The following is a 23,829-nucleotide window of genomic DNA, read 5'->3' as shown; positions in this document are numbered from 1 at the left end:
CGGAAGTATAATGACAGATAAAGCTACACCTAAAGCGGCCACCAAAAAAGCGCCTGCGAAAAAGAGAGCCACGGCTAGAAAACCGAGAGCAAAGAAGTCGACCCCGAAGAAAGTACCTTCGAGTTGGGGCAAGAAGATCTGGTCTATCAGCTGGAAGCTTGGCTTAGTTGTTGCTGTGGCAGTTGCGTCTTATGGTATCTATCTAGACCAGATAATTGCCCGCAAGTTTGAAGGTCAGAAATGGCATCTTCCAGCACAGGTGTTTAGTCGCTCAATGGCGCTATATCCTGGAGCCGCGGTCAGCCATGGTCAGCTGATGTCTGAGCTTAAACTGCTTGGCTACCGTAAGGTTGCTAATCCACGTCAGGTGGGCGAGTTCTCAGCTTCGAAGACAAAGATTGACCTCTGGCGTCGACCATTTTTGCATCCTCAAGGGGATCAGGTTGAACAGAGGGTGATGATCACCTTCGACAGTAACGGTGTCGTGTCAGTTGCCCGTAACAGCGATAAGCGGCAACTTGCGGTATTCCATCTTGAGCCTGTGCTGCTGGACAGGATCATTACGGGGGATGGTGAAGACAGGCTGTTTGTGCCAACCAAAGATCTGCCAAAATCGATTGTTAACGCGCTTATCTTAGTGGAAGACCGTAGTTTCTATCAGCACCATGGAGTCAATCCATTTGCTATTTTGCGTGCGGCCATGGTGAACATCAGTGCTGGGCGTACAGTGCAAGGCGGCTCGACCCTGACGCAACAGTTAGCGAAGAACTTTTTCCTTTCCAGTGAGCGTTCGATTACTCGTAAGGTGCGCGAAGCACTGATGGCGATCATTATCGATTTTCGTTACGAGAAAGATGAGATCTTAGAGGCCTACCTCAACGAAGTGTACATGGGGCAAGATAAGGCCCGTGGCGTACACGGTATGGGCTTGGCTTCACAGTTCTATTTTGGGCGTCCGATCGCCGAATTAACTGTGCCGCAGCAGGCATTCTTGGTCGCCGTGATCAAGGGACCTTCCTACTACAATCCATGGCGTTACCCTGAGCGTGCTCAAGAACGACGCGATTTAGTATTACGCTTGCTGATGGAGGCGGGGGATCTGAATGTGGCGCAGTATCAAGCTGCAGTCGAGTCGCCACTAGGACTTAGAAAAGCCAACAAGTCAGTGCATCAAAAGCTGCCGGCATTCTTTTCCGTGGTAAAACATGAACTCGCCAGTCGCTACGGCGATGCTTTGCTGCAGCAGTCAGGGGTTAAGGTTTACACCACGTTGGACCCTATGGCTCAAGAAGCCGCCGAGAAAGCCGTTGAACAAACCTTGAAGCAGCTGGGTAAAAATGATGAGAGTTTACAGGTCGGTATGGTGCTAACCGATAAATACTCAGCCGGTATTGCCGCTATGGTTGGCGATAAAGTACCAAGCTATCAGGGCTTTAATCGCGCCGTAGAAATTCGCAGACCGATAGGCTCGTTAATCAAACCATTTGTCTATGCAACGGCATTGACCCAAGGCGATAAGTATAATTTGGTGTCGCCGTTAAAAGATCAGCCGATTACCCTTAAGAATGATCAAGGCAAGACCTGGTCGCCACAAAATGTGGATAAGCAGTTCCGTGAGCAGGTGCCGCTATTAACCGCATTTAAAAAATCGATGAACGTGCCGACGGTAAACTTGGGCATGGCGATTGGTGTGGGCAGTGTGGCAACGACGCTGGATAAGGCTGGCTGGCATGAAAAGATCCCTGAGTACCCATCGATGTTGCTCGGTGCGGTCAATGGCTCGCCCTTGATGGTCGCGCAGGTGTTTCAAACTATTGCTGACGATGGGCGTTATCGCCACTTGAATTCGGTGACCACTGTACTGGATTCGAATAATCAGCCGCTAACGGCCTCACGTCCTCAGGCGAGTCAAGCTATCCCGAGCGCGAGTAATTACTTGGTTAAATATGCCATGACTCAAGTGGTTGAATCTGGCACGGCTAGACGCCTAGGTAGCTCATATCCATACGTGACCTTGGCGGGTAAGACGGGTACCAGTAATGACTCGCGAGACTCCTGGTTTGCAGGCTTCGATGAGCGGAACGTGGCGGCTATCTGGGTTGGCCGAGATGATAACGGCAAGACAGGGCTCTACGGCAGCAGTGGCGCGATGGCTGTTTATCAAGCCTTCCTTAACAACCGAGCGCCTCTTAGTTTACGAATGGCGCCAGTCGATGGCGTAGTCCAAGGCTACTTTGAGCGCGATACGGGTAAAGCGCAGGAGCCACAATGTGCCAATGTGGTCAAGGTGCCAGCCCTGAGAGAAAGCTATCAGCCAGCGGTTAACTGCGGTGAACCGCTACCTTGGTGGAAGAAGTTGATTGGTGGTTAACCTAAACGCGAGAGCAGAAAGCGCTCTGCCTCTCGCGTTAGTATTTGAGTGATAAATCTTTTAAATGGGTTACTGCTAGGTAATAGACTGTTCGTTTCAAACTGGAGCTTTAAGTGTATGGCTAAGCCCTTTCTTCCCGATACGTTCGAACCGCCACGGTGTTTTGAGTCGAGTGACTTTTACTTCAGAGAGTTAGAAGAGCGAGTCGCTGAACAAGATTTTGAAGCAGTAGCTTCTAGTCAAAAACGTCTACAAGGCATATTTGGTCCAACTTCAGATTGGCCCAGAAGCGATTTTACACTGGCTGAAAACAGATTGAGCCTACAGGTGCATAAACGTGAATTTGAATCTCGCGAGGCATTTGCCTACTCGGTGTTTAACAAAGCGAAAGATAAGTGCCTAGGCTCGATATACATAGATCCCAGTCAGTCTGCTAACTATGATAGCGAAGTATATCTATGGATGAGAGACGACAGCATCCACTTAGATGCGTTACTTTATCAGACTGTTATCGATTGGCTTGTTGAAAGTTGGCCTTTCGCCAAAGTGACATTTCCCGGAAGAGCTATCTCATGGGGCGAGTGGCATAAAGAGCTATACTCGCAGCGAGACTCTCAATAAAGAGAGCTTTCGCTGCTAACCTAGTTAATCCACTTTAGCTCAAAGAATCGCTGCTCAAACAATAGCAGCTTAATGCATAGCGGCTTTAAAAGTGGCCACTGTGTGAATAGATTAAATGGTATTCGTGACCGTCAGTGCCGCTCGGCGCGCCTGCAGCAAGAAGAACAGCGGCACCAAGGCGAGGACAATTAACAGCATTGCCCAGTTGCCATTTTGAATCACGCCATAGCGCGCGGCTATGATACTGCCTAGCAGGGCACCACCACCAATTCCCACATTAAATAGGCCTGAGTAGATAGCCATGGCCACATCGGTCGCATCTGGCGCAAGTTTTAAGGCTTTAGACTGCAAAGATAGACACATCAACATCATTCCCGTGCCCCATAAAATACACAGTGGCAGCAATAGCCAAATCTGGCTCGCTACGAATGGCAACATGGCCATGCAACAGCCTAAAATGGCGATAGCTAGGATTAACAGTTGTTGAGCATATTTGCCTTGATAGCGACTAAATAGCCCACTGCCGATTAAGCCTGCAGCACCAAAGGTTAGCAGGATCATGGTGGTGATATTCGCCGAGTAGCCAAAGTGTTCCTGCAGTAACGGTTCTAAATAGGTGTAAACGCTGTAGTGCGCGGTTACCAATACGATAGTAAGCAGATACAACCAGAGTAGGGCCTTGTTACGAGCCAATGAGGGAAGGCTGCGCCAGCTTCCTCCATGGGTTGCTGGAAGGCTTGGCAGGCCACGCCAAAGTAGTAACATCATGGCTAAGGTCAGTAAGCCTATGATGGCGAAGATACTGCGCCAACCCACGAGTTGGCCTATCACTCGGCCTAATGGAATACCGAGCACAAGAGCCAGTACGCAACCTGTGGCGAATATGCTTAGCGCCTTTGCGCCTTGACTGCCAGGGGCTAAACGTACCACCAGTGCTGGAGCTATAGCCCAAAATAGCGCGTGAGTTAATGCGATACCTGTACGGCCTGCGAGCAAGATCTCATAGGTCGGTGACCAAACGCAGATCCCGTGACTGATAATGAAAACAGCCATTAACCCTAGCAGAAGTTTCTTGCGCTCGAAGCGAGCAAACAATAGCACGGCAGGCAAGGACGCAAGCGCGACCACGGCGGCATAAACCGACAGCATAGGACCTACAGCCACTGCGCTCATATTAAAGCTTTGGCCAAGGGCGGCTAAGATGCCGACCGGTACAAATTCTGTCGAAACAAAAACGAATGCGGTGAGTGCCAGTAAAAAGACAGGAGCCCAAGCAATAAGGCGCTGTTTCATTGCGTTTTACATCCAAGATCAAAAGGGCGGCAAGTCTACGCCCAAATCGCATTTTTGGCGAGATAGGAAGTGATAGCTAGCATGAAAAATGTTTAATTTGTGAGCAGGGAGGCAGTTTTAAAAGAAGGGGCTAGATCCTAGGGCGCTTCGCTTCGAGGACGGGCTAAAGCCCTGCTAGAAAAAGAAAAAGAAAAAGCAAAAAATCACTACCTTTTGGTTTGCCATGCTTTTCCCGTCTGGGCTTTTCCCTGAAACAGATTCTAGCCTGTGACGGCATAAATGCCGACCTACAATGATACCGCCTTAGCTTGTACCGTCTTTTTTCACTAGAACCTAGAACCTAGAACGCTTCGCTGCTAGAGCGGACTTTAAACATCAGCTTCTAGGACGCTTCGCTTCGAGGACGGGCTAAAGCTCTGCTAGAAAAAGCAAAAGAAAAAACAAAGAATCACTACTTTATGCCGCTTTCCGCTTTATCTCTAAGCGCAGCGATCGGTAAGTGACGCAGTCACGTTCCCTAGGCCGTTCGGCTCTGCTAGTACCGTCTCAGTTTATCCCGTCTTTGCTCTTCCTAGGACCTAGGGCCTGCTTTTCCTAGGTCCTGCTCTTAAAACCTCTTCAATAAAAAATAGCGCTCAGGGCTTTTCGCAGTGCTGGGGACCGTGGCGATAATCTCGAAACCAAGCTTCTGGTAAAACACCGGAGCCTGAAAGGAGAGGGTATCGACTTGCGCCATAGTACAGCCGCGGCTTTTAGCTTCAATTTCTGCAAGTTGCATTAATTCTCTACCTAGGCCTGTGCCTCGGGCGGTTTCATCAATCCAGACAACGTTAATTAAGAAGTTGTCGTAAATGGTACGCCCTGCAACGCCACCAATAAGTTCGCCACTGGTATTTTTGTCACCGTTATGGGCAACGACCGCGAGAGGTTTTGAGGTTTCAGGCCCCATATGGGCAAAGTTGTGTTGTCTAACAGCCTCGACCAAGGCATCAAATACGGACGGAGCTTCTTCGTGGATCACATCTATGTTCATCTTAGCTTCCATGTTTTATTGTTTTATCGACCCATATCCGGCTTTACTCGGCTTTCTCGGTCTTGGCCTGCGTCGCCTTTACGTTTCCTCAGAGCTAAAAGCTAAAAGCTAAAAGCCTAGAGCACTCGTAACCTCGCTGCGAGGACGCTTCGCGGCTAGAGCGGACTGCGTCCTGCTATACAATCAAAGGTGTGTAAGTGATGTAGGTTGGGCTTTAAACATCAGGTCCTAGCTTCTAGGACGCTTCGCTTCAAGGACGGGCTACGCCCTGCTAGGAAAAGCAAAAGCAAAAGCAAAAAATCACTACCTTTCTTGCTTTTCCGTCTCAGCTTTCTCGTCTTTATCCAGCTGTTACCGTCTTTGCTTATTCCGTCTTTGCTTTTCCTGCCTTTCCTAGAACCTAGGACCTCTTTTTTAAACCTTCTTTTTTCTTTTTGCCGGTTTTTGCTGTAACCAGATATAGCATCCTGTAAACGCCATAATCAATAAACTTAAGGCAACCAGATCCATCAGCCAAGGGCCTAGGGAACCAAAGACGCGGCCGCTGTGAAGATCGAGTAATACTCGTTCCCAGCTCAGATGACTGGCTCTTATCTGTTGAGCAAATTCGGCGGTTTTAGTGCTTTCTACAGGCTTAATCCAGTCTATGGCGGCATAAGGTTGAGTGGCAGTCCATTCGATAAGATCGCTATCGGCGAGATATAAGCCAGTCGCGGTTTTAAGCCAAAGCTGGTCGGTTTGGCCAATGGCTTCTATGTCACTCGGTAGCCCTGTGGCAAGGCTTTGAGTCTCGAACAGCTCGCCCTGAGGAGAGAGAAGGTAGAGGTGATGGCTGTCGATGGCGACTATCATCTCATTATGTGTGACTGCGGCTAAAATAGGACCGCTAGCCTCTAAGGCTAATTTATCATTTAGCCAAAGCTGGTTGGCTGTACTGAGCAGTGTCTGAGGGCTGTTTTGATAAAGAGCTACATCGGTTGGCGCTTTAATGCCATAGTAATCCAGTAACCACGCCTGCTTAACATGGGCAGTATCGAGAGACAGATGATTACTGTGATTAATTAACACACCAGTTATGGCGATAAAAATCACTAACAAGGTTGAGACAATACCGATGCGGCGATGCCAAGGTCGTAGTTGACGCAGTAATTTTACTCTAAGGTTTGGGTGTTTACGGGTCATTTGGGCTCTATTGACCTTCTAGTTGTTTGAATAGGTTGTCATAGCGTTGCTTAACACTCATTGTTTAAGGCTAATCGCTGAATTCATCGTTTAGGAATACCAGTTAAGACGTTAAATGCGAATGCAGCTCATTTACTTTACAGCAACAGATGCGACTACTGAACAGTTAAATGTTATTGCTAACGGGATTGTTTCGTTTTCGACGTGTTTTACTTCTCAAAAAAGAGCATAAAGCAGTGGGGGGAGGGCGGATGGCGTAGATCTGGATGGAGCTGAAGCGAATAGGCCAGTCTAAGTGCGGCCTATTCAAAAGCTGAATGATGGAAATATAAGCTATTACGTTATTCAGTCTGCTAGTTAGAACCAGCTTTCTTCAATCGCGGTTGCAAAAGTGGCAGAGTAATCAGCAAAAATGGCATAGCGCTGTGTCTTCTATGCCTGCTAGTTAAAACCAGCTTTCTTCTATCGCGGTTGCGAAAGTTGTAGAGTAATTAGTAAAGATTGCGCGATGACCTGCAGTAAACATCTCAAATGAGGCATCGGCAGGTTCGGTTAAACTACTACTGGTGACATTGACGATTAACTCCGGGAATAACATGGTGCTGGCAGCATTCATTAAGTCTTGTGCGCCAGTCAATGAGTAATCATTATTGCTCATTGATGCGGTTGATATCTTGGATAGCTTTGAGTCGGATAAGCGGGTCGTTACCGATACATTTTCCAGCTTTGCAATTGACTCGTCAGCATCATTGGCGAGATCTGCAGTGGTAAAATCGGCGGGCTCTTGCCAAGTGTACTGAAAGCCATCGTTGAATTGATAAGTTCGGCTGTTTTCAAACTTAATCGTGGCTGTGGCGTTGTCTGCAGGTAGCTGAAAAATAACTCGACTCGAGCTAGTGCTTTTGGCGTAGTTATTTTTGTGGATCACATCATTGAAAGTATATTCAACTCTCACTTCTTGCTGATTGGTTATTTCATTAAACTTGCTAATGCAGTTTGCGCGGATTTTATCTGTTGCGGTACATAAGCGGATGATGCTGGCTTCAGATAAACCCAGTTGTAGGGCGTGAGTCCTGAAGTTATCGTCAACGATTACCTCATCGTTGCCATCATCTGGGTGTAAAATGTTCTCGATATATTCACAACCACTGAGATTGAGGCATAACAAGCCTGCTACTATTAGTTTGATTTTTGCATTCATTAATCGACGACTCTGACAACAAACGATAACGACAATCTAGCATTGTTTTTATTGGTGCTAATAGTGATATTTTCATTGATGTGGCATTAGCATTACGATGATATTTTTCTGGGCTGTAAGATGATAAATATCAGTAAGCATTAATGTAAACCTGCAAGGCTAAAACTGTAAAACCTGTGGCTGTCGGCAGATTCAATGCTTAATCATTAGTGGTTAATCATTAGTGGTTAATCATTAGTGATTAGTCATCCCTTGTCATTAGTGATTAGTCATCCCTTGTCATTAGTCTTAGTTGCTCGCAGTGATCTGCTGATCTAAATACAGAGCAATGCGTGACAGTTTTGTCAGCGCTCTTACCGAAAGGGTCGCACCTGTAATACCGTCGATATGGGTATCGAGCTTGAGCTCTGGGGTGAGCTTGGCTGATTTAAACTGGTCGGTAAAAAAGTCATGTCTGACTTCATCGCCGCGACTTTCTCTATAAACCAATACCTTAGTCTGAGAGATTGCTTTATCTTTTACGTGGATCCCTACAGTTATAGGGGCTTCTTTGCCGATCTCATCCATGATCCATACGCTTTCGTTATCTTGCTGCCAATAACGTAGGCGCATCTTTCTAAAACTATGGGCGAGAATCGATTCTATAACCTCTTTGGTCTCATCATCAATCCATAAAACCTTAGATTTTGGGGGAGCAGTGTTAAAGGCCTGAGTGATAAACTCTTCAGGCGTTTGATAGGTTCCGCGAGCATTCGCCATGCTACTAAATAGCGAAAAACTCAGCAGGGTGATGATGGCAATGGCTAGCTTCATAGCGGTAACTTCATACTGTTAATGTGATAGTGGTAATGTTATGACACGAGCCCTGTTGACTCGGGAAATAAATGAGTGCCCACTGGGCACTCACCTTTATGCTAATTAGTACTAACGCTTGTACTAACGCTTATGTAAAGCTCTTACTTTAGCTTAGAACTGGTAACCCACGCCTAAGTTAAAGCCGTCTGAGTCTTTAGCACCGCCCACTTTTTCATAGTCGGCTTTAAATACCACGTTCTCATGCAACCAGTAGTTGATACCTACGTTAGTTTGCTCAATTTTAGTGTCATCGCTGTTACCAGCGTTGTTGTCATACTCGTTGTAGCGAGCGAATAGACCAAAGCTTTCGTTGAAACGGTATGATGGCTCGATGTACCAACCATTTTGCTCATCACGACCCAATGCTTCAGCTTCTTTACCATCGATATCCCACTGAGCGTATAGTGCTTTAACCGTGAAACCTTGGATTGAGTAAATTGCGTGTGCCGTTAGCAAGGTTGCTGATGCCGTATCGACGCCCGCTTTGCTTTGAGTCAAATCTGACTGGTATTGTGCTGTCGCGGCTAGCTCTAAACCTGTCACGCCTGTGTATTTAACACGGGCGGTATAGGCAAGATCTGACGCATCAGCTTTAGCCACTTTTTGACGGCCGCCACGGATATTATAAGTATCATCAACCTTTAGGCCAGAAGTGATAGCACCGTCAAACGCTAGGCCTGGAGAGGCTTTCACATTAAGTGCGGCACCTGCTTCCCACCAAGTTGCTGGCAAGATGTTTTTCTCAACCGGGTTACGCTCTACACCGTAGAAAGTTGGTGGCTCGTGAGTTTCGTTAATAATACCGACTGGTACTAGGAATAGACCCGCCTTACCGGTAAACATCTCATTGAAATCATGCTCGATATAAGCTTGTTCTAGCTCGACTTCACCTGGCTTATCGTCACCAGAAAGTGCGTGCTCAATTTCTACCTCAGAGAAGAAACGCGTGTTTTCGGTAAACTCATGACCGAAGAACAGCACGAAACGGTGAAAATCGATGGCTTTCTTATCTTTGCCAGACTTGTTATCAGTAATGTTGTTGTAGTGAAGCTCACCATAACCACCGATAGTCGTCGCACTCTTAGACTCACTCGCCGATTCTTCAACAACGTCTGCGGTCTTCTCAACACGCATTTCAGTTTCATCAAGACGCTTCTCTAGGTCTTGAAGTACTTTTTGTTGTTGCTCAATAATTTTCCGTAGCTCTGCAGTATCATCAGCTGCGACAGCCCCTTGAGACGCGAACATGCCAACTAGCGCAGTGGCAAGTAAGGTTTTTTTCATCATCATTCTTTCCCTGTTGTTATTTAAGGGTTATTAAATTTGACCGAATTCTAACAATTGAGTGCGATAATGCAAATCGTTATCATTCACTTTCTTGATTGAGATCAAAAAGTGTAAATCGCTTGTGAATTTTGCTGTGAACTTAGCGTGTTGCTGTTGCGGATGTTAAGTTGTTGTTTTTAAGTGGAAGATTGGTAATAATGCGAAAAAAGGTGAGCTAGATGCTCACCTTTTTATTGCGATAAAAAAATTTAATTTTATTTTAAGGTTTGCTTAGTATAAAACTCATTTTGTTTAAAATTTATACGAATAACCGAGCGATACCGTCAATGGCTTACCTACAAAGTTAGAACCGTAGACTCGTGAGGTGACATATTTTTTATCGAATAGGTTCTCTGCAGTCAGGTAAAGCTCCTGTGCTTCACTGATAAAGTAACGACCCGATAGATCGACGATAGTTTTGGCCTCGATTAAGTATTCGGCTGCAATTTCACCTTGGCCCGCTTGAGTACGTATATCGCCAGTGTAGCGGGCTGCAAAAGTGAGTTCCCAACTACCTGTCTCTATCCCTGCCGATGCAAAAAGCATGTTTTCAGGGATATAGGGAAGGTTATCGCCCTTTGTCACATCACCCCAAGGATCGAAATCTGATGCGAAGTTATTTGCAAACTCGGCATCTGTATAGGTATAGGCCAGCTTTACTGGGAAGCTGATATCGTTTTGGGTGTTAAAGCTATAGCCTAGGCTTAACTCCAATCCTTTAACATCTACCTCGCCACCATTATATTGGTTACCGATATCTTCATCATCGCAGCCTTTAGACGCAGTGCATTCTCCATGCATGTTGCTGTAATCACTGTAGAAGAAAATAGCCTCAGAGCTAAACTCACCGCGGTTGTAACGGGCGCCAGCCTCATAGTTCCAGCTCTCTTCTTCCTTTTTATCTGCATTGCCTGGAGAGGCAGGGGCAAAGCCTTTTTGAACTCCCGCCAGTACGAGTAACTCGTTGCTTACCTGATAGGTAGCAGAGAGTGAGGGTAAGAATGCTGAGAAACTGTTATCGATATCTTTGTTTGGTTGACCGTCACGCCCTGGGTTTTCTTTACCCCAGTCTGTACGATTGGTCTTAACATCTTCATAGCGAAGTCCTGCGGTAATGTTGAAATCGCCTAACTGGATCTTATCCTGAACGTAGAGCGCGATGGCTTTGGCGCTATCGATACGGTTAGAGTCACTGCCGGGAATGCCGCTTTCGGTCAATGTCATGACTTGATTGGAGCCGAGATCATAATGATCGGCCCATTGGAACCTATCCATCTCATCTTCATGGTAACGTGCACCAAAGGCCAGATCGTGGTTATCGAAATACCAGTTCAGCTCTGTCTGAATCCCCTGAGAAATATAGCTGCGGTTATTTGCTTTAACGCGTACATCCATTGGTGCTGTTGATGGGTCTTTATCGAAGTCAGATGCGGCCTCGACGCCACCTTTACTTAATTTGAGTCCATCCACTTTATCGGCTTTATACCAGTTGCGGGCAAAATCGTTGTAATAGGCGGTGGTGCCTAGGGTGAGGTTATCGCTAAAGTCGATTATATGGTTGATCTGTAGCTGTTTATGCTCTGTATTCATCACATCTTTTTGCGAGGCCGAGTAGCGAGCATAAGGTGTCGTCTCAAAATCGGCATCAGTTAATCCCATGTAGGTTTCATTTGATACTTCATCTGAATATTTAAGCTTAAACTCTAATATCTGAGCATACTTGGCGTCGTCTGCAGAACGAATGCTCACTTTTGCCAATGCATCGTTCTTCTCAAAGCCGGTGTCGCCACCCACTGCGTTGATATCTTTAAAGCCGTCGGCTTGATAGCGATAAAGGTCGACAACAGCCCCGACTCGCTCACCTTGACCGCCAGCATAGGCATGTAGCTTACCAAAACCATCTTGGCCCGCCGCGATATCTAGCTTACCCGCCAATTCTTCTTCGGGGATCTGGCGTGAGAGCATATTGATCACCCCACCTGTAGTTCTTGGCCCATATTTGACGGTGGAGCTTCCTTTTAGGATCTCAACTGACTGCATTCTTCCTGGAGTTGGGAAGTAATAGGCGGCAGGAGATGCATAGGGAGCGGGTGCTGCTAATACGCCGTCTTCCATTATGGTTATTTTTTCTGAGCGATTCTGACCTGTACCACGCATACCTAAGTTAGGCCTTAAGCCGTAGCCATCCTCCTCTTGAACGTAGACACCCGGAATGCTCGACAATGTGCGCATGATATCTGTGTACTTGAAGGTATCTAGTTCTGCTTGATTGATCAGGTGTGCACTACCTGGCACGGTATTGAGTGGGTTTTGCTTACCAAAGATACTTATCTGTTCCATAGTCGGTTGGGAGTCGGTCTCCTGTGCCATTACCTGAGGAGAAAGCGCTGTGAGTAGTGCCGTTGAGAGTAAGCTTAAAGAACGGGTTTTACGGTGTGACATAGGAGCTCCGTATTGGCTATAACTTCGAATACCCATTAAATGTTAATGGGATTGATTATCATTTACGTAAATCCTATTCTTGTACTCTTAAAATTAACTTAATGGCGTAGTTATTTACATTTGTTAACGTCAACTTCGTGCAGGCGTGCTACGGGGCAAGTCATCGGGTGAGTCAAAACTCAATCTTGGTATAAACTGTCGGGTCATTTTTAAGGCTAACAAGATGTTTGAGTGAATATGTTTCTAAGTTATTATTTTAAAAAAGAAAACCAGTCTGTATCTATCACTCCTACCCAAGCGAGTGATTTTGCTAAAGGCGTTGCCCAAGACTTCAACCCTATCCACGATGTGGCAGCCAAGCGTTTTTGTGTGCCTGGAGATCTACTTTTTGCCCTCGTTCTCAACGAGTATGGCTTAAGCCAGAAAATGACTTTTAACTTCGCAGGCATGGTCGGTGATGGTGTCAAACTGCAGTTTCCTGACTCGGTTGCAGAAGACTTTGATATTCGTGATGACAAAGATAAGTGTTATCTCGAGGTGCATCGCAGCGGTGATGTGCGTCATTGTGAGACTCAAATCGAGTCGTTTATTCGCAAGTATGTGGCTTTCTCTGGTCTCAATTTCATGCATATCTTAGTGCCTATGATGAAGCAGCATCAAATGATGATTAATCCAGCGCGTCCGTTAGTGATCTATGAGAGCATGTCATTTGATTTAACTACGCTGGACTTTACCGAAGTGAGCTTGAAGTTAGTTGAGCAAGACTTACAGATTGAAGGCAAGCGTGGCGATGTGACCCTGACCTTTGAGCTACTCAGTGGCGATACAGTTGTTGGTACTGGGGTCAAAACCTTGGTCATGAGTGGATTGCGCCCTTATGAAGAAGAGTCTGCCCAGCAGATGTGCGAAACTTATGAGAGCCGTAGAGTCGCCTTCGTGTAGCCAGCACTAAAGTAATGAACGTCTTATAAGCCACTTAAGTGAATAGCTTAAGTGGTTTTTAGTTTCATAGCGTGTCATTTGAACTTTGGTGTGCTGGGTGTTGTTGCTGTAATTAACACCGATTTGATTTGAATTTAAGCAAACGGTTTTTCGGTATGAAAAATGTGACTTGGTTCACTTGAGGCAAACTCTAAGATGGCGCATTCTATCTGTCCCTATCACTTGCTAGCCCTAATGGTTAGATAAGGATTGGGGATCCGTTCGGATGAAGGTAGCAGGAGAGTGGGGAGTAACCCCACACCGACGAGGCAACTTTGTTAGGCTTTAAGCTGAACAAAGCACTCTTTCAGGTGCCACATAGTGGTGAGGACTGTTACTGGACGAGCCTCTGGAGAGACTGTGAGCAGATAAGCGTTCGTAAGCTTAGCCGTCACACAGCGCCGAAGGCGAAAGTGTAAACTCAGCTATTAAACCCAGCTATGAGATTACGCGAAACGCTCAGGCAAAAGGACAGAGGAGAGGATGACTGTGTCAGTTATTTTAACGATAACTGCATAAAGTCACTGTCGTTTGTCGCTGCGCCTTTTCTACCTAACTCACCTTCAGTGAAGTTAGCTAGACTCTATCGCTCGTTGCAATCGGCTAGTGCCAGCAACAGCCATTTCTTTTCCTCCTCCGATTATTAATAACTCTTATTTAAAAGAGTCTTGTTGTTTAATACTCGAGGAATACCATGAACTTTCACGCGCTTTTAGCCGATATCAATGCCATTGTTTGGGGACCTATTACCCTGTGCTTATTGGTTGGAACCGGCCTCTATCTCACCCTTAGACTTAAACTTATCCAAGTCTTTAAATTACCTATGGCCTTAGGTTTACTGTTTAAACCTGCAAGCGGTAAGGGCGATCTGTCTTCTTTTGCGGCGCTTTGTACCGCGCTGTCGGCGACTATCGGTACCGGTAATATTGTCGGTGTGGCAACAGCAATTAAAATCGGTGGACCAGGCGCGTTATTTTGGATGTGGCTCGCGGCCTTTTTCGGTATGGCGACCAAGTACGCCGAATGTATGCTAGCGGTAAAATACCGCACCACCGATGCTAAAGGTAATATTGCTGGTGGCCCTATGTACTATATCGAACGCGGCCTAGGCCTTAAGTGGTTGGCTAAGATCTTCGCTATCTTCGGTGTGGGTGTCGCGTTTTTCGGTATTGGCACCTTTGCTCAGGTTAATGCCATTAGTGATGCCATGACTATTGCCTTTGAGATCCCATCTTGGGTGACGGCTATCGTACTAACCTTAATGGTGGCGGCAGTAACATTAGGCGGCGTGAAGCGCATTGCTAACGTGGCGCAAAAACTAGTGCCAACCATGGCGCTCGGTTATGTACTCGCTTGCATGTGGGTACTGTTTACTTTCTCTGATCAGATCATGCCAGCATTTGAGTTGGTACTGCACTCCGCCTTTACCCCTATCTCTGCAGCCGGTGGCTTCTTAGGTGCAACGGTTGCTCAAGCATTGCAAATTGGTATTGCCCGCGGTGTGTTCTCCAATGAGTCGGGTCTGGGTAGCGCGCCAATTGCGGCTGCTGCCGCTAAGACTAATGAGCCGGTTGAGCAAGGTCTTGTGAGCATGACGGGAACCTTCTTTGACACGATTTTGATTTGTACCATGACGGGACTAGTGCTCATTATAACTGGTGTCTGGAGCGGTGATACCGCAGGTGCCGCTATGACTAGCGCGGCATTTGCTGCCAGTGGCTCAGCGATTGTTGGCCAATATGTAGTGACGATTGCGCTAGTGTGTTTCGCCTTCACCACTATTTTAGGTTGGCATTATTACGGTGAGCGCTGCTGGTATTACCTAACGGGTAACCGTCTGGGTGATAATGGCATTAAAGTCTACCAATTCATTTTCTTAGGTTTGATTGCTGGTGGTGCCTTCATTCACTTAGATCTGATCTGGATGTTGGCCGATACCGTTAACGGTTTGATGGCGATCCCTAACCTGATAGCGATTATTGGTCTAAGACACGTGATATTGAAAGAGACCCGCAAGTATTTTGCTAAGCAGCAGGCGCTAGCGACTAAAAGCTCACTTGCATAGACAGCTTAAGCACGGAACGGTTTAGTTTAATCGGCTCGCTTTTAATTAAAGTCGGCTAGGTTAAAGATAAGCCCGCCTCATCAATAGTGAGGCGGGCTTTTTATTTGGCGCTTTATTCGAGAAGGCTAAAGTTTTTAGATGATGCTGTCGCCTGTTAACTGTCACCTATTAACTGCCGATTGATTGAGCATCTATCTGCCTAAAAATGGCGTATGATCTCGCTTCTGTTATTTGGTCACAGAAACCGCCGCTTTAGTCACTTTGGCATAATTGCCAAGCGCTGTGCTTTCCTTTAATTTAGTGACCATCAAAATTTTTTATAGCTCTAATATTAGGCCTGACATTAGACCTAACATTAGACCTAACATTAGACCTGACAATTTTAGCTTAATGTAAGCCCAATGCGCTTACCGTTACGGCTCTGTTTGGATTAAGGAATGCAATGCCAAGCTTAAATCGCATCATACTTATCGATACTCATCTACCAGGCGTGGTAGAACTGGCCCTGGATGGCCACACCAATATTTGCGGAACAAACGCATCGGGTAAAACCACACTGCAACGTCTGGTACCGGTTTTTTATGGTGAATATCCGAGCCGAGTGGTGCCATCAACCCGTGACAGTTTTGAGCGCTGGTACCTTCCCCATGATTCAAGCTATATCATCTATGAATACATCAAGTCTGATGGTCTAGCCTATCAAGCGGTACTGGCATCGGCTGGTGACGGTAAAGGGGTAAACTACCGTTTTATCGCCAAAGGTTTTGAGCTAGAGGATTACATCAAGACGAAGCAGGGCGATAGCATTCAGTGCTTCACCATGGCAGAACTTGGGCGTGAGATGAAGCGTGCCGGTGTGGCAGTAACTAACCTGCTTAACACTCGTGAATATCGCGCCATTATCCAGAATGACCGCGCACTATTGAGCACGGGCAGCAACCGCAATGAGCTGCGTAACTATGCGCGTCAGTTCTCCTTGTGCGAAGCTGAGCATTCACTGCGTCATATCGAAAAACTCGCCAAAGCCGTGCACTCGAAAGAGGGCAAGATGGAAACCATCAAGTCGATGATCGCCGCGATTTTGGAAGAAGACGGTGTTAATCCGCCAAGTTCACGCCTTAATCCGCAGCGCGTTGAAGCATGGATCCGTGAGAGTCAGCTTATTCAAGGCTTCGAGCAAATTCGCCCTGAGTTTGAAAAGCTAGAGCAGGAGTTTGATCAACTGCTGAGCACTGAGCAGCGCCTTGCGAGTCTGCGCCGCGGTTATAGCAAAGATGAAACCACCGAAATCGAGCGTCAAGAGCATCATCAAGACTTGTCTAAGGCGCTTAACGCTCAGCTTCGCCAACTCGATGAAGAGTGGAAGGAGCAGCGTGACGAGCTTAACTTAGACCTGTCTGCAGCCAAGGGTGACGTGGCTAAGTGTGAGCATGAGCTGGATTCGATTGAAGATCAGCATGCTAACTTCCAAGATGCCGATATCGAGCAGGCTAAGTTAGATTTAGAGCAGCTACCAAGCTGGCGTGGCAGTTTAGAAAACCTAAGCGAGCGCCATAAGCTACAAACCGAGAAGCATCAAGATATTGAAGCGGCTTATAACGCCCGCCGTAGCAAGATTGGCGAAGGCCTTAACCGTGAGCTGGAAAACTTACATCAAGAGCAAGATAGCCTGCGAGAGTCCCGCGACAAGCAAAGAGAAGTCGGCCGCAACGAGTTAGCCGAGCTTGAGCAGCAGTGGCGTGAGTCGACCGAAAAAGGTCAGGCGCAGTTCAGCGAGCAAGCCTATCAGCTTAAGGTGAACGCCGCCGAGTTAAAGGTGCGCGTTGATAGCGTGACTTACTCAGAAGAAGAAAAGCTAGCCTTAGCGGTATTCGATGAGCGCATCTCCCGCGCCGATGAAGATCAAGAAGCCTCCAATGCTAAAGTTGACCGCTTAACAAGCGAAGAGCGTAAGCTTAGAGCCAAGCGCGATCAGGCAAACGAGAGCCTGCGTGTTGCCGGTATTCGCGTGACTGAGCGCCAAAGTGAGCTTGAAGAGCTGACTCATATGCTGTTCCCACAGTCTCACACCTTGCTAGAATTTTTACGTAAAGAAGCCAGTGGCTGGGAAAACACTCTAGGTAAGGTGATTAACTCAGAATTACTGCACCGCAGCGATCTGCACCCAAGCATTAGCAGCGAAAATATCGAGGCCTTATACGGTATCGCGCTGGACTTAAAAGCCATCGACGCGCCAGAGTATGCTGCCTCTGAGCAAGAGCTAAGAGTTAAACATGCCGCCGCAGAGGAGGCATTGGCTAGCGCGAAAGAGCTACAAGCCGAAGCGGAAGATATTTTAGTCGCCAGCAACACTGAGCTAGATAAGTTACTGCGTGAGCTGACGTTCGCTCGTACTGCGTATAAGAATAGCCGTGACGATCTACGTCGCCTATTTGATGACAAACGCGCCGAGCAAGAAAAGATCAATCTAGCGCTGAACGATCGTAAATCAGCCTCGCAGAAGCAGCTTGCCCGTATCGACAGCGATATCAAGCAGCTACAAGGCCAGCAACAAGAGTGGCTCGAAGAGCAAAAAGAGCAGGCACTCGAAGCGCGCATGGAAAAGAATGCCTACTGGCAGGAAGTGGTTGGTGCGTTAGACAATCAGCTAAACCAAGTTAAGGTCAATATCCAAAGTCGCCGTGATCATGCTAAGAGTGAGCAAAAGGCCTGTGAGCAGTGGTACAAAGACGAGCTTAAATCTCGTGGTGTCGACGAAGCTAAAATCGTCGCCCTTAAGGCTGAAATTCGCACATTAGAAAGCAACATCTCTAAGGCGGAGCAACGCCGTAGCGAAGTGCTGCGTTTTGAAGATTGGTACCAGCACACTTGGCTGCAACGTAAGCCTAAGCTGCAATCTGAGCTGAGTAAGGTAAAACACGCCAGCCTAGATCTAGAGCAGCAGCTTAAGAGTAAGGCTAACGAAGTTAAGGCCAAGCGTAATGAGCTCGATGGTGAGCGTAAGCAGTCTGATGCGGTGCAAATTGAAGCCTCTGAGAACCTAACCAAGCTGCGCAGCGTGATGCGTAAACTAAGTGAGCTTAAGTTACCTGCCAGCAATGATGACGCCCAAGGCAGTCTGACTGAACGCCTACGCCAAGGTGAAGATCAGCTGCTGAAACGCGATTCAATGATGGGCTCGGTCAAGCAGTATGTTGAGCATTTTGACTCGGTTATTGCCAGCAAGTCTGGTTCAGGCTTATCTGAGACTTGGGAGCGTGCCCGTGAAGAGTCGAGCTTTGTTAATGACAAAGGTATTCGCATCCTCGATTACCGCAAGCTAGTGCCACAGCTGGAGCAGCTACTAAATGTGATGGTGCCGCAATCTATTATGGCGCTGCGTGAACAAGGGCGTATCTTTGGCGTCGATCTAACCGCATTCTACGATGTACTGGCGGATATCGACCGTCGTATCGCCTCACAAAGTGCGCGTATTACCCGTGAAGTGGGTGAAGAGTTGTTTCTCGATGGCGTATCAGAATCGGCGGTTAAAATCCGCTCGCGCATTAGCGAGTTAGAGTTCTGGCCGGAACTAGAGCAGTTTGTAAAAGCCTTTAAACGTTGGAAGGCTGACGGTTTTAACGACTTGCCGGGAGAGGATTACACTAACAGCATGCGCCGCGCACTCGATATTATCGGCCGTGCAGCACTGTCAGGTGGTATTGCTAAGCTGCTTGAGATTGAGCTGCGCCTCAAAGAGGGCAATAGCGACCTGGTTATCCGCACCGATAGACAACTAAACGAGTCATCGAGTCACGGTATGGCTTACCTGATCTTGTGTAAGTTCCTGCTGGCGTTTACCCGTCTACTGCGTGGGCGCGCAGAGGTGACCATCCACTGGCCAATCGACGAGCTCGGTACCTTGCACCACGGTAACGTGAAGAAGATTTTCGATGCCTGTGAAAACAACAATATCTCAGTATTGGGCGCATTCCCTAACCCTGAATCTGAGGTACTGAACCTGTTCTCAAACCGTTACATCATCAATAAACAAACTAAAAAACTGCAGGTGGTTAAGCCTCAAGTTAATCCGATCGCCGACAAACTCAATCAGCGTCGTACTCAGGAGGCCGTGTAATGAGCCAAGCAACCGAAACAGCCATCGTAGGCACTAGCGCCCTTATTGAACGTTTGTTAAAAGGTCAGTTTATCTGTCGCACTACCGATGAAGACGGCTGGCGCGCACTGAAAAGCCCATCGACTCGCGACCATGTTGAGCAGTACTTAAATCAAATTAATCGCACCATAGGCTCGGCTGGCGAAGGCGAAGTGTTTTTCTGTGGTTATCAGCAGTTAGGCGATGGTGAGCGTAAGGTCATTTCATCGCAGTTTAAAGATATCTGTAATGCGCTTATTCCGCTGGTGGAGTGGTTAGTGTTAGTGCAAGAGGGCAGTGGTCAAGATGCGCCGCTATCTGAAGGCGTAGCGGTACGTTTAACTGAGTTGCAAACCCGTATCGAAGATACCCCAGCGTTTCGTGAGCAGTTAGCAAAGATCAGCCATTACCGCTTATTTGGCTCAACCAGTACTAACGTCGATGCGCAAATCAAATTGGTGTTTAAGCGTTTGGTGGAGCTCGGCTATCTGACTCGCCCTAACAGCGAGAAGCAGATTTATATCGCCACAGGAAAGCTCGATTACCTTTATGAGGTGATCCGTTTTATCGATGAGACCGAAGGCTTAAGCCTTGAAGCCCAAGCCGAGACCGCTACCCAAAGGGATTTGATCTAATATGAGCAGTAACTTACACCAAGCCGGTGTTAAGCTGCTAAAACAGCTTGGACGCCATGCAGAGCTGGTGATGGACGTTTACTTGTCGGGCTCAGTTTCAATCGATGAGAGTAACGCTCAAGCTATAGATAAGCTGCAAAAGAGCGACATCCTGTGGCGACCAGAGCCTGAGCAGGAGCTGCGACTAAAACGCTCGGTACGTGCTCTGCTAGAAGAGGCCCTGAGCGATGAGCGTAACCGTCAAATCGACTCTAATGTTGGCTCGTCACTGGCCACCATTAAGACCTTGGCGGATCACTATAAAGAAGCGCGCCACAATGTGGATTTCAGCGCATCAGAGGCTTATCTTGCCGATTTAAGCGAGCATGTATATAGCTTTGCCGATGGCCTGCGTTATTCAATCCGTGTGCTGTGGAGTCGCATCAACAACGAATTTGGTTATGTGGGCAGCATCAACGCTAAAATTCGTGAGAATGAGTTGGCCCAGAGTCAGGTATCTGAGCTGCTAAACGGTCTAGAGATGTTCCAGTTTAGCGAACTTGGTGAGATAGCTGGCGATATCCGTGAACTAAGAAAACTGTTGGTGACGACACTGCAAGAGACCTTGAGTGACTGTACGCAGGAACTCAGTGTGGTGCAGGCGCGCTTGCTAGAGCTACTGGGTCGTTTCCGTCAAATTCGTGGTCGTACTCGTTTGCTAAAAGGTTGGTTGCTGTATACCGACTTGCATCCAGACTATAAGCCTGCGGATCATGTTAGTCACAAGCAGTTGCCAGCGCTATTTAATATTGCTGAGCCACTGTTGGCACCGGCGGCAGTGGATGTTCATAATCATAGCTTAGAGCCTGAGCTACTTGAGTTAGTCTCAAATATTAAGCGTATCGATCGCTTGAGTGAGACTGGTGCGCAGCGAGAGCAAGATGTTTCGGTCGATCTGACTCAAGCTGAAGACTTCGATATTCCTGACAATCCGCTTAAGTTAGCGGTAGATGGCTACTTCTGTGCTGTGATTGATTCGGGTAAGAGTCAGTCTGCATTGGATTATCTGGATGAGCATGCTCTACCTTGGGATAGAGAGTCATGGCTGTATCAGGTGATTTGTGGCTATGAAGGGCTTCCAGAGGAGCATCGTAGTTACTTTGAATTAGAACATATTGGTGAGCCAGACCCGGTTTATAGCGGTAACTTCATCATTAAAGACGTAGAGTTATGGCTGGCGTAATCTGGCAATAATGGAGCTATAAACGGCTAAGAAAAAGCACCTTTAAAGGTGCTTTTTTTATGAGCATTAATCGGTGTAATTGCTTGGCGGTAATTGTTATCTCTATTTTTGCTTTTCTATCTAGTTTTAAGTTTTTGGTTGTTGCTCGCTTTTAGTGTTTTCAACTATCCTGTTTTTAACTTTCTGTGCTTAAAATGATGCGGGAATGTTGCCAATGTAAAAGTTACGTCTAACTGTAGTTTGTGGTTTTTGAGGTTAACTTTAATTAAAACAATAATTTATTTCAGAACGCCTTGGGCGGTTACCAAGCTGTTTCAAAAACTATTTGTCCCTTTTAGATTGAAATTCTTGCCAGCATGTTTCACTATCCTTGCCACAACGAGATGGAAATCAAGTTTTCATCAACATTGAAGGCAATAGAAGGCATGCGTTAAGACATGTCCAATAAGGCAAGCAAATGACAAAATCACTTTCTACACGGATCTTTATCGGTCTGTTTTCAGGGCTCATTTTTGGCTCTATCATTCAATACTTTCTCGCTGATATCAGTTTATTCTCTGGCACAGTCGTCGATTTAGCCTCAGGCGCAGGCACCATGTTCGTCAATATGATCATGATGCTGGTAGTGCCGTTAGTATTCGTCAGCATCGTCTGCGGCGTGTGCGAGCTTAAAGATCTCAATAGCTTCGGTCGCTTAGGCGGAAAGACTTTCGGCTTCTATATCATCAATACCTTAGTGGCTATCTTCGCAGCACTTGGCGTGGCGTTACTGTTGACTCCAGGAAAGGGCGTGGATATGTCTAGCGGTGGCGGCGTCGATATCGTGGCGACTGAGCTACCTAATCTGGTCGATTTAGTGGTCAGTATCGTACCGAGTAACCCGATTGCCGCATTTAGCTCGGGCAATATGCTACAGGTTATCTTTATGGCGCTGTTGCTTGGCGGTGTGATTAAATCCTTAGGTGATGCGGCGCAAAGCGCTGTAAATGGCTTCCAAGTGGCTAACAAAATCATGATGAAGCTGATTAGCGTCGTCATGCAGCTAGCGCCTATCGGTGTCTTCGCGTTAATGCTAAAGCTTGGTGCGACGCTAGAGGCGGCAATCTTTGGTAGCGTGGTAGAATACCTAGCACTGATCTTAGGCTTGTTGCTGCTATGGATTTTTGTTGTCTACCCATTTGCGGTTGGCCTATTTACTCAGACTTCGGCAAAAGAGTTCCGCGCTAAAACTCGCGAACAAATTCTATTTTCGCTATCGACGGCGAGCTCAAACGCAACAATTCCGGTGACCATGCGCACGCTTACCGAAAAACTTGGCGTTAATCGCTCAATTGCGGGCTTTGGTGTGCCACTCGGCGCGACCATGAACATGGGCGGTGTATCGATATACATTACTATTGCTATCTTCTTTGTGGCAAACGCATTTGGCGCCCCAATCGCCATGGAGCAGCTACCGGCATTGCTATTTAGCATCTTCTTATTGTCTGTCGGTGCGGGCGGTGTTCCGGGCGGTGGCATGGTGATGATTGGTGTGCTTATTCATCAGATGGGTCTACCGGTTGAAGCATTCGCGATTGTGGCGGCCCTTGACCGTCTAATCGACATGGTATTGACTTCATGTAACGTAGTGGGTGACACAGCAGTACTGACAATCGTTAACGAAACAGAGAAGGGTGGTGAGGCTAAGTTGGCACCAGCTCAAGCTTAAATCGTTTAAGTGACTCAATAAAAATGCCAGCATTATGCTGGCATTTTTGTTTTTATTCTTACTTCTTACTTCTTATTTTGCCTTATCTTGCTCTTATTTTTCTTTAGTGAACAGTGGGCTCTAAGCGCATTGGCTTATGCATTGCATCTGCGCCGCTGCAAGTAGCATCGGAGACAATACCCTTTAGCTCATGCTGGTTGCTAAGGAAATCACATTGACTGAGTTAATGAGTAAGGCAAATGGTTTGCAGGTGGGGCATGATTTGCTTGGTTTTATACTGTTGTTGCGATAGTGCACAGTAGGAACCTGTGAGCACCTACTTGGGCTGTTTTTTTACTAAGCGTTAAATCAATATGATTTACCGTCCTTCATTACACTGCCATGAGCGCTAGATATAGACTATACCCAAGTGTCTTAATGTTTTAGCTAACTCCCTTTAATATTATTTTTTTCATATTAATCTATGTGATTCGCATCAATGTTGGCGAATTGTTATGCTTCTGCGTGTCAAATTAACGACTTACGATTAGTATAGGGAATCACTTATGAAAAAGGTATTTATTAGAAATCGTGATAGTTAGCTCGTTAGCGGCTCATGGAGATTTGCCTGATATGAGCTCTTCTTGTGGATCTGGGCCTAGAACTGTCACACATAGCGGTGTAAAAACTACCATAAAGTGTAGTGGTGGAGGTTGGCTTTTATGTACTCTTAATTAGAGTTTGTTTATGTAGGAGAGTCATTCTCCTGCTTTAATCGTT

The 23,829-nt window shown here is 46.8% G+C and carries 15 protein-coding genes and 1 riboswitch; of the genes, 8 read left to right on the top strand and 7 right to left on the bottom strand.

Going from position 1 to position 23,829, the window contains the following annotated elements:
• Positions 1 to 10 precede the first annotated feature (10 nt).
• Both mrcB and Q1A86_RS06280 read left to right on the top strand, forming a co-directional pair.
• Positions 11 to 2,371: a penicillin-binding protein 1B gene (gene mrcB, locus Q1A86_RS06285; protein ID WP_299804278.1), complete on the top strand. Its 2,361-nt coding sequence runs from the start codon at positions 11 to 13 to the stop codon at positions 2,369 to 2,371.
• 117 nt (positions 2,372 to 2,488) lie between these two features.
• Entirely contained in the window at positions 2,489 to 2,992 is a 504-nt protein-coding gene (locus tag Q1A86_RS06280; protein ID WP_299804276.1) for a hypothetical protein, read from the top strand.
• Positions 2,993 to 3,103: 111 nt separating this feature from the next.
• Here the strand turns inward: Q1A86_RS06280 and Q1A86_RS06275 are convergent, their stop codons facing one another.
• The 7 genes from Q1A86_RS06275 to Q1A86_RS06245 all read right to left on the bottom strand — a co-directional run bounded on the left by Q1A86_RS06275 (position 3,104) and on the right by Q1A86_RS06245 (position 12,324).
• The gene (locus tag Q1A86_RS06275) at positions 3,104 to 4,285 is read right to left on the bottom strand and encodes a sugar transporter (protein WP_299804274.1); all 1,182 of its coding nucleotides are present in this window, start codon (positions 4,283 to 4,285) and stop codon (positions 3,104 to 3,106) included.
• A gap of 607 nt (positions 4,286 to 4,892) precedes the next feature.
• The gene (locus Q1A86_RS06270; RefSeq protein ID WP_299804271.1) at positions 4,893 to 5,318 is read right to left on the bottom strand and encodes a GNAT family N-acetyltransferase; all 426 of its coding nucleotides are present in this window, start codon (positions 5,316 to 5,318) and stop codon (positions 4,893 to 4,895) included.
• Between the two features lie 414 nt (positions 5,319 to 5,732).
• On the bottom strand, positions 5,733 to 6,500 hold the full coding sequence (locus Q1A86_RS06265) for a PepSY-associated TM helix domain-containing protein (RefSeq protein ID WP_299804268.1): 768 nt from the start codon (positions 6,498 to 6,500) through the stop codon (positions 5,733 to 5,735).
• A gap of 445 nt (positions 6,501 to 6,945) precedes the next feature.
• Positions 6,946 to 7,701, bottom strand: coding sequence for a hypothetical protein (locus Q1A86_RS06260; protein WP_299804266.1), 756 nt, complete (start codon positions 7,699 to 7,701; stop codon positions 6,946 to 6,948).
• Between the two features lie 288 nt (positions 7,702 to 7,989).
• On the bottom strand, positions 7,990 to 8,460 hold the full coding sequence (locus Q1A86_RS06255) for an FMN-binding protein (protein ID WP_299804656.1): 471 nt from the start codon (positions 8,458 to 8,460) through the stop codon (positions 7,990 to 7,992).
• A 207-nt stretch (positions 8,461 to 8,667) separates the two neighbouring features.
• On the bottom strand, positions 8,668 to 9,846 hold the full coding sequence (locus tag Q1A86_RS06250; RefSeq protein ID WP_299804264.1) for a porin: 1,179 nt from the start codon (positions 9,844 to 9,846) through the stop codon (positions 8,668 to 8,670).
• A gap of 288 nt (positions 9,847 to 10,134) precedes the next feature.
• Positions 10,135 to 12,324 (bottom strand): TonB-dependent receptor, encoded by a 2,190-nt coding sequence (locus Q1A86_RS06245; protein ID WP_299804261.1) that lies wholly within the window; start codon positions 12,322 to 12,324, stop codon positions 10,135 to 10,137.
• A 237-nt stretch (positions 12,325 to 12,561) separates the two neighbouring features.
• On the opposite strand from Q1A86_RS06245, the gene Q1A86_RS06240 reads away from it, so the two are divergent.
• The 6 genes from Q1A86_RS06240 (at position 12,562) to Q1A86_RS06215 (ending at position 23,070) form a co-directional block, all read left to right on the top strand.
• Positions 12,562 to 13,266, top strand: a complete 705-nt coding sequence (locus Q1A86_RS06240; protein WP_299804654.1) for a DUF3581 domain-containing protein — start codon at positions 12,562 to 12,564, stop codon at positions 13,264 to 13,266.
• A gap of 378 nt (positions 13,267 to 13,644) precedes the next feature.
• A riboswitch (glycine riboswitch) is annotated at positions 13,645 to 13,790 on the top strand.
• 209 nt (positions 13,791 to 13,999) lie between these two features.
• Positions 14,000 to 15,370: a sodium:alanine symporter family protein gene (locus tag Q1A86_RS06235; RefSeq protein WP_299804258.1), complete on the top strand. Its 1,371-nt coding sequence runs from the start codon at positions 14,000 to 14,002 to the stop codon at positions 15,368 to 15,370.
• A 442-nt stretch (positions 15,371 to 15,812) separates the two neighbouring features.
• Complete coding sequence (locus Q1A86_RS06230; protein WP_299804255.1) at positions 15,813 to 19,487, top strand: ATP-binding protein; 3,675 nt, start codon at positions 15,813 to 15,815, stop codon at positions 19,485 to 19,487.
• Positions 19,487 to 20,140, top strand: coding sequence for a hypothetical protein (locus Q1A86_RS06225; protein ID WP_299804252.1), 654 nt, complete (start codon positions 19,487 to 19,489; stop codon positions 20,138 to 20,140). Before Q1A86_RS06230 ends, Q1A86_RS06225 begins: the two co-directional genes overlap by 1 nt.
• Position 20,141: 1 nt before the next feature.
• Positions 20,142 to 21,362, top strand: a complete 1,221-nt coding sequence (locus tag Q1A86_RS06220; RefSeq protein ID WP_299804249.1) for a phosphoenolpyruvate carboxylase — start codon at positions 20,142 to 20,144, stop codon at positions 21,360 to 21,362.
• Positions 21,363 to 21,819: 457 nt separating this feature from the next.
• Positions 21,820 to 23,070: a dicarboxylate/amino acid:cation symporter gene (locus Q1A86_RS06215; protein WP_299804246.1), complete on the top strand. Its 1,251-nt coding sequence runs from the start codon at positions 21,820 to 21,822 to the stop codon at positions 23,068 to 23,070.
• Positions 23,071 to 23,829 lie beyond the last annotated feature (759 nt).

It is taken from the genome of uncultured Shewanella sp. (genome assembly GCF_947497935.1).
GTDB lineage: Bacteria > Pseudomonadota > Gammaproteobacteria > Enterobacterales > Shewanellaceae > Shewanella.
Note: the sequence above shows the minus strand (reverse complement) of the source record. Positions and strands in the feature narration are given on the sequence as shown.

Bases quoted from the DNA above. Each gene is read 5' to 3' on its own strand.
- mrcB (WP_299804278.1), top strand. From the start codon at position 11: ATGACAGATAAAGCTACACCTAAAGCGGCCACCAAAAAAGCGCCTGCG.
- Q1A86_RS06280 (WP_299804276.1), top strand. From the start codon at position 2,489: ATGGCTAAGCCCTTTCTTCCCGATACGTTCGAACCGCCACGGTGTTTT.
- Q1A86_RS06275 (WP_299804274.1), bottom strand. From the start codon at position 4,285: ATGAAACAGCGCCTTATTGCTTGGGCTCCTGTCTTTTTACTGGCACTC.
- Q1A86_RS06270 (WP_299804271.1), bottom strand. From the start codon at position 5,318: ATGAACATAGATGTGATCCACGAAGAAGCTCCGTCCGTATTTGATGCC.
- Q1A86_RS06265 (WP_299804268.1), bottom strand. From the start codon at position 6,500: ATGACCCGTAAACACCCAAACCTTAGAGTAAAATTACTGCGTCAACTA.
- Q1A86_RS06260 (WP_299804266.1), bottom strand. From the start codon at position 7,701: ATGAATGCAAAAATCAAACTAATAGTAGCAGGCTTGTTATGCCTCAAT.
- Q1A86_RS06255 (WP_299804656.1), bottom strand. From the start codon at position 8,460: ATGGCGAATGCTCGCGGAACCTATCAAACGCCTGAAGAGTTTATCACT.
- Q1A86_RS06250 (WP_299804264.1), bottom strand. From the start codon at position 9,846: ATGATGATGAAAAAAACCTTACTTGCCACTGCGCTAGTTGGCATGTTC.
- Q1A86_RS06245 (WP_299804261.1), bottom strand. From the start codon at position 12,324: ATGTCACACCGTAAAACCCGTTCTTTAAGCTTACTCTCAACGGCACTA.
- Q1A86_RS06240 (WP_299804654.1), top strand. From the start codon at position 12,562: ATGTTTCTAAGTTATTATTTTAAAAAAGAAAACCAGTCTGTATCTATC.
- Q1A86_RS06235 (WP_299804258.1), top strand. From the start codon at position 14,000: ATGAACTTTCACGCGCTTTTAGCCGATATCAATGCCATTGTTTGGGGA.
- Q1A86_RS06230 (WP_299804255.1), top strand. From the start codon at position 15,813: ATGCCAAGCTTAAATCGCATCATACTTATCGATACTCATCTACCAGGC.
- Q1A86_RS06225 (WP_299804252.1), top strand. From the start codon at position 19,487: ATGAGCCAAGCAACCGAAACAGCCATCGTAGGCACTAGCGCCCTTATT.
- Q1A86_RS06220 (WP_299804249.1), top strand. From the start codon at position 20,142: ATGAGCAGTAACTTACACCAAGCCGGTGTTAAGCTGCTAAAACAGCTT.
- Q1A86_RS06215 (WP_299804246.1), top strand. From the start codon at position 21,820: ATGACAAAATCACTTTCTACACGGATCTTTATCGGTCTGTTTTCAGGG.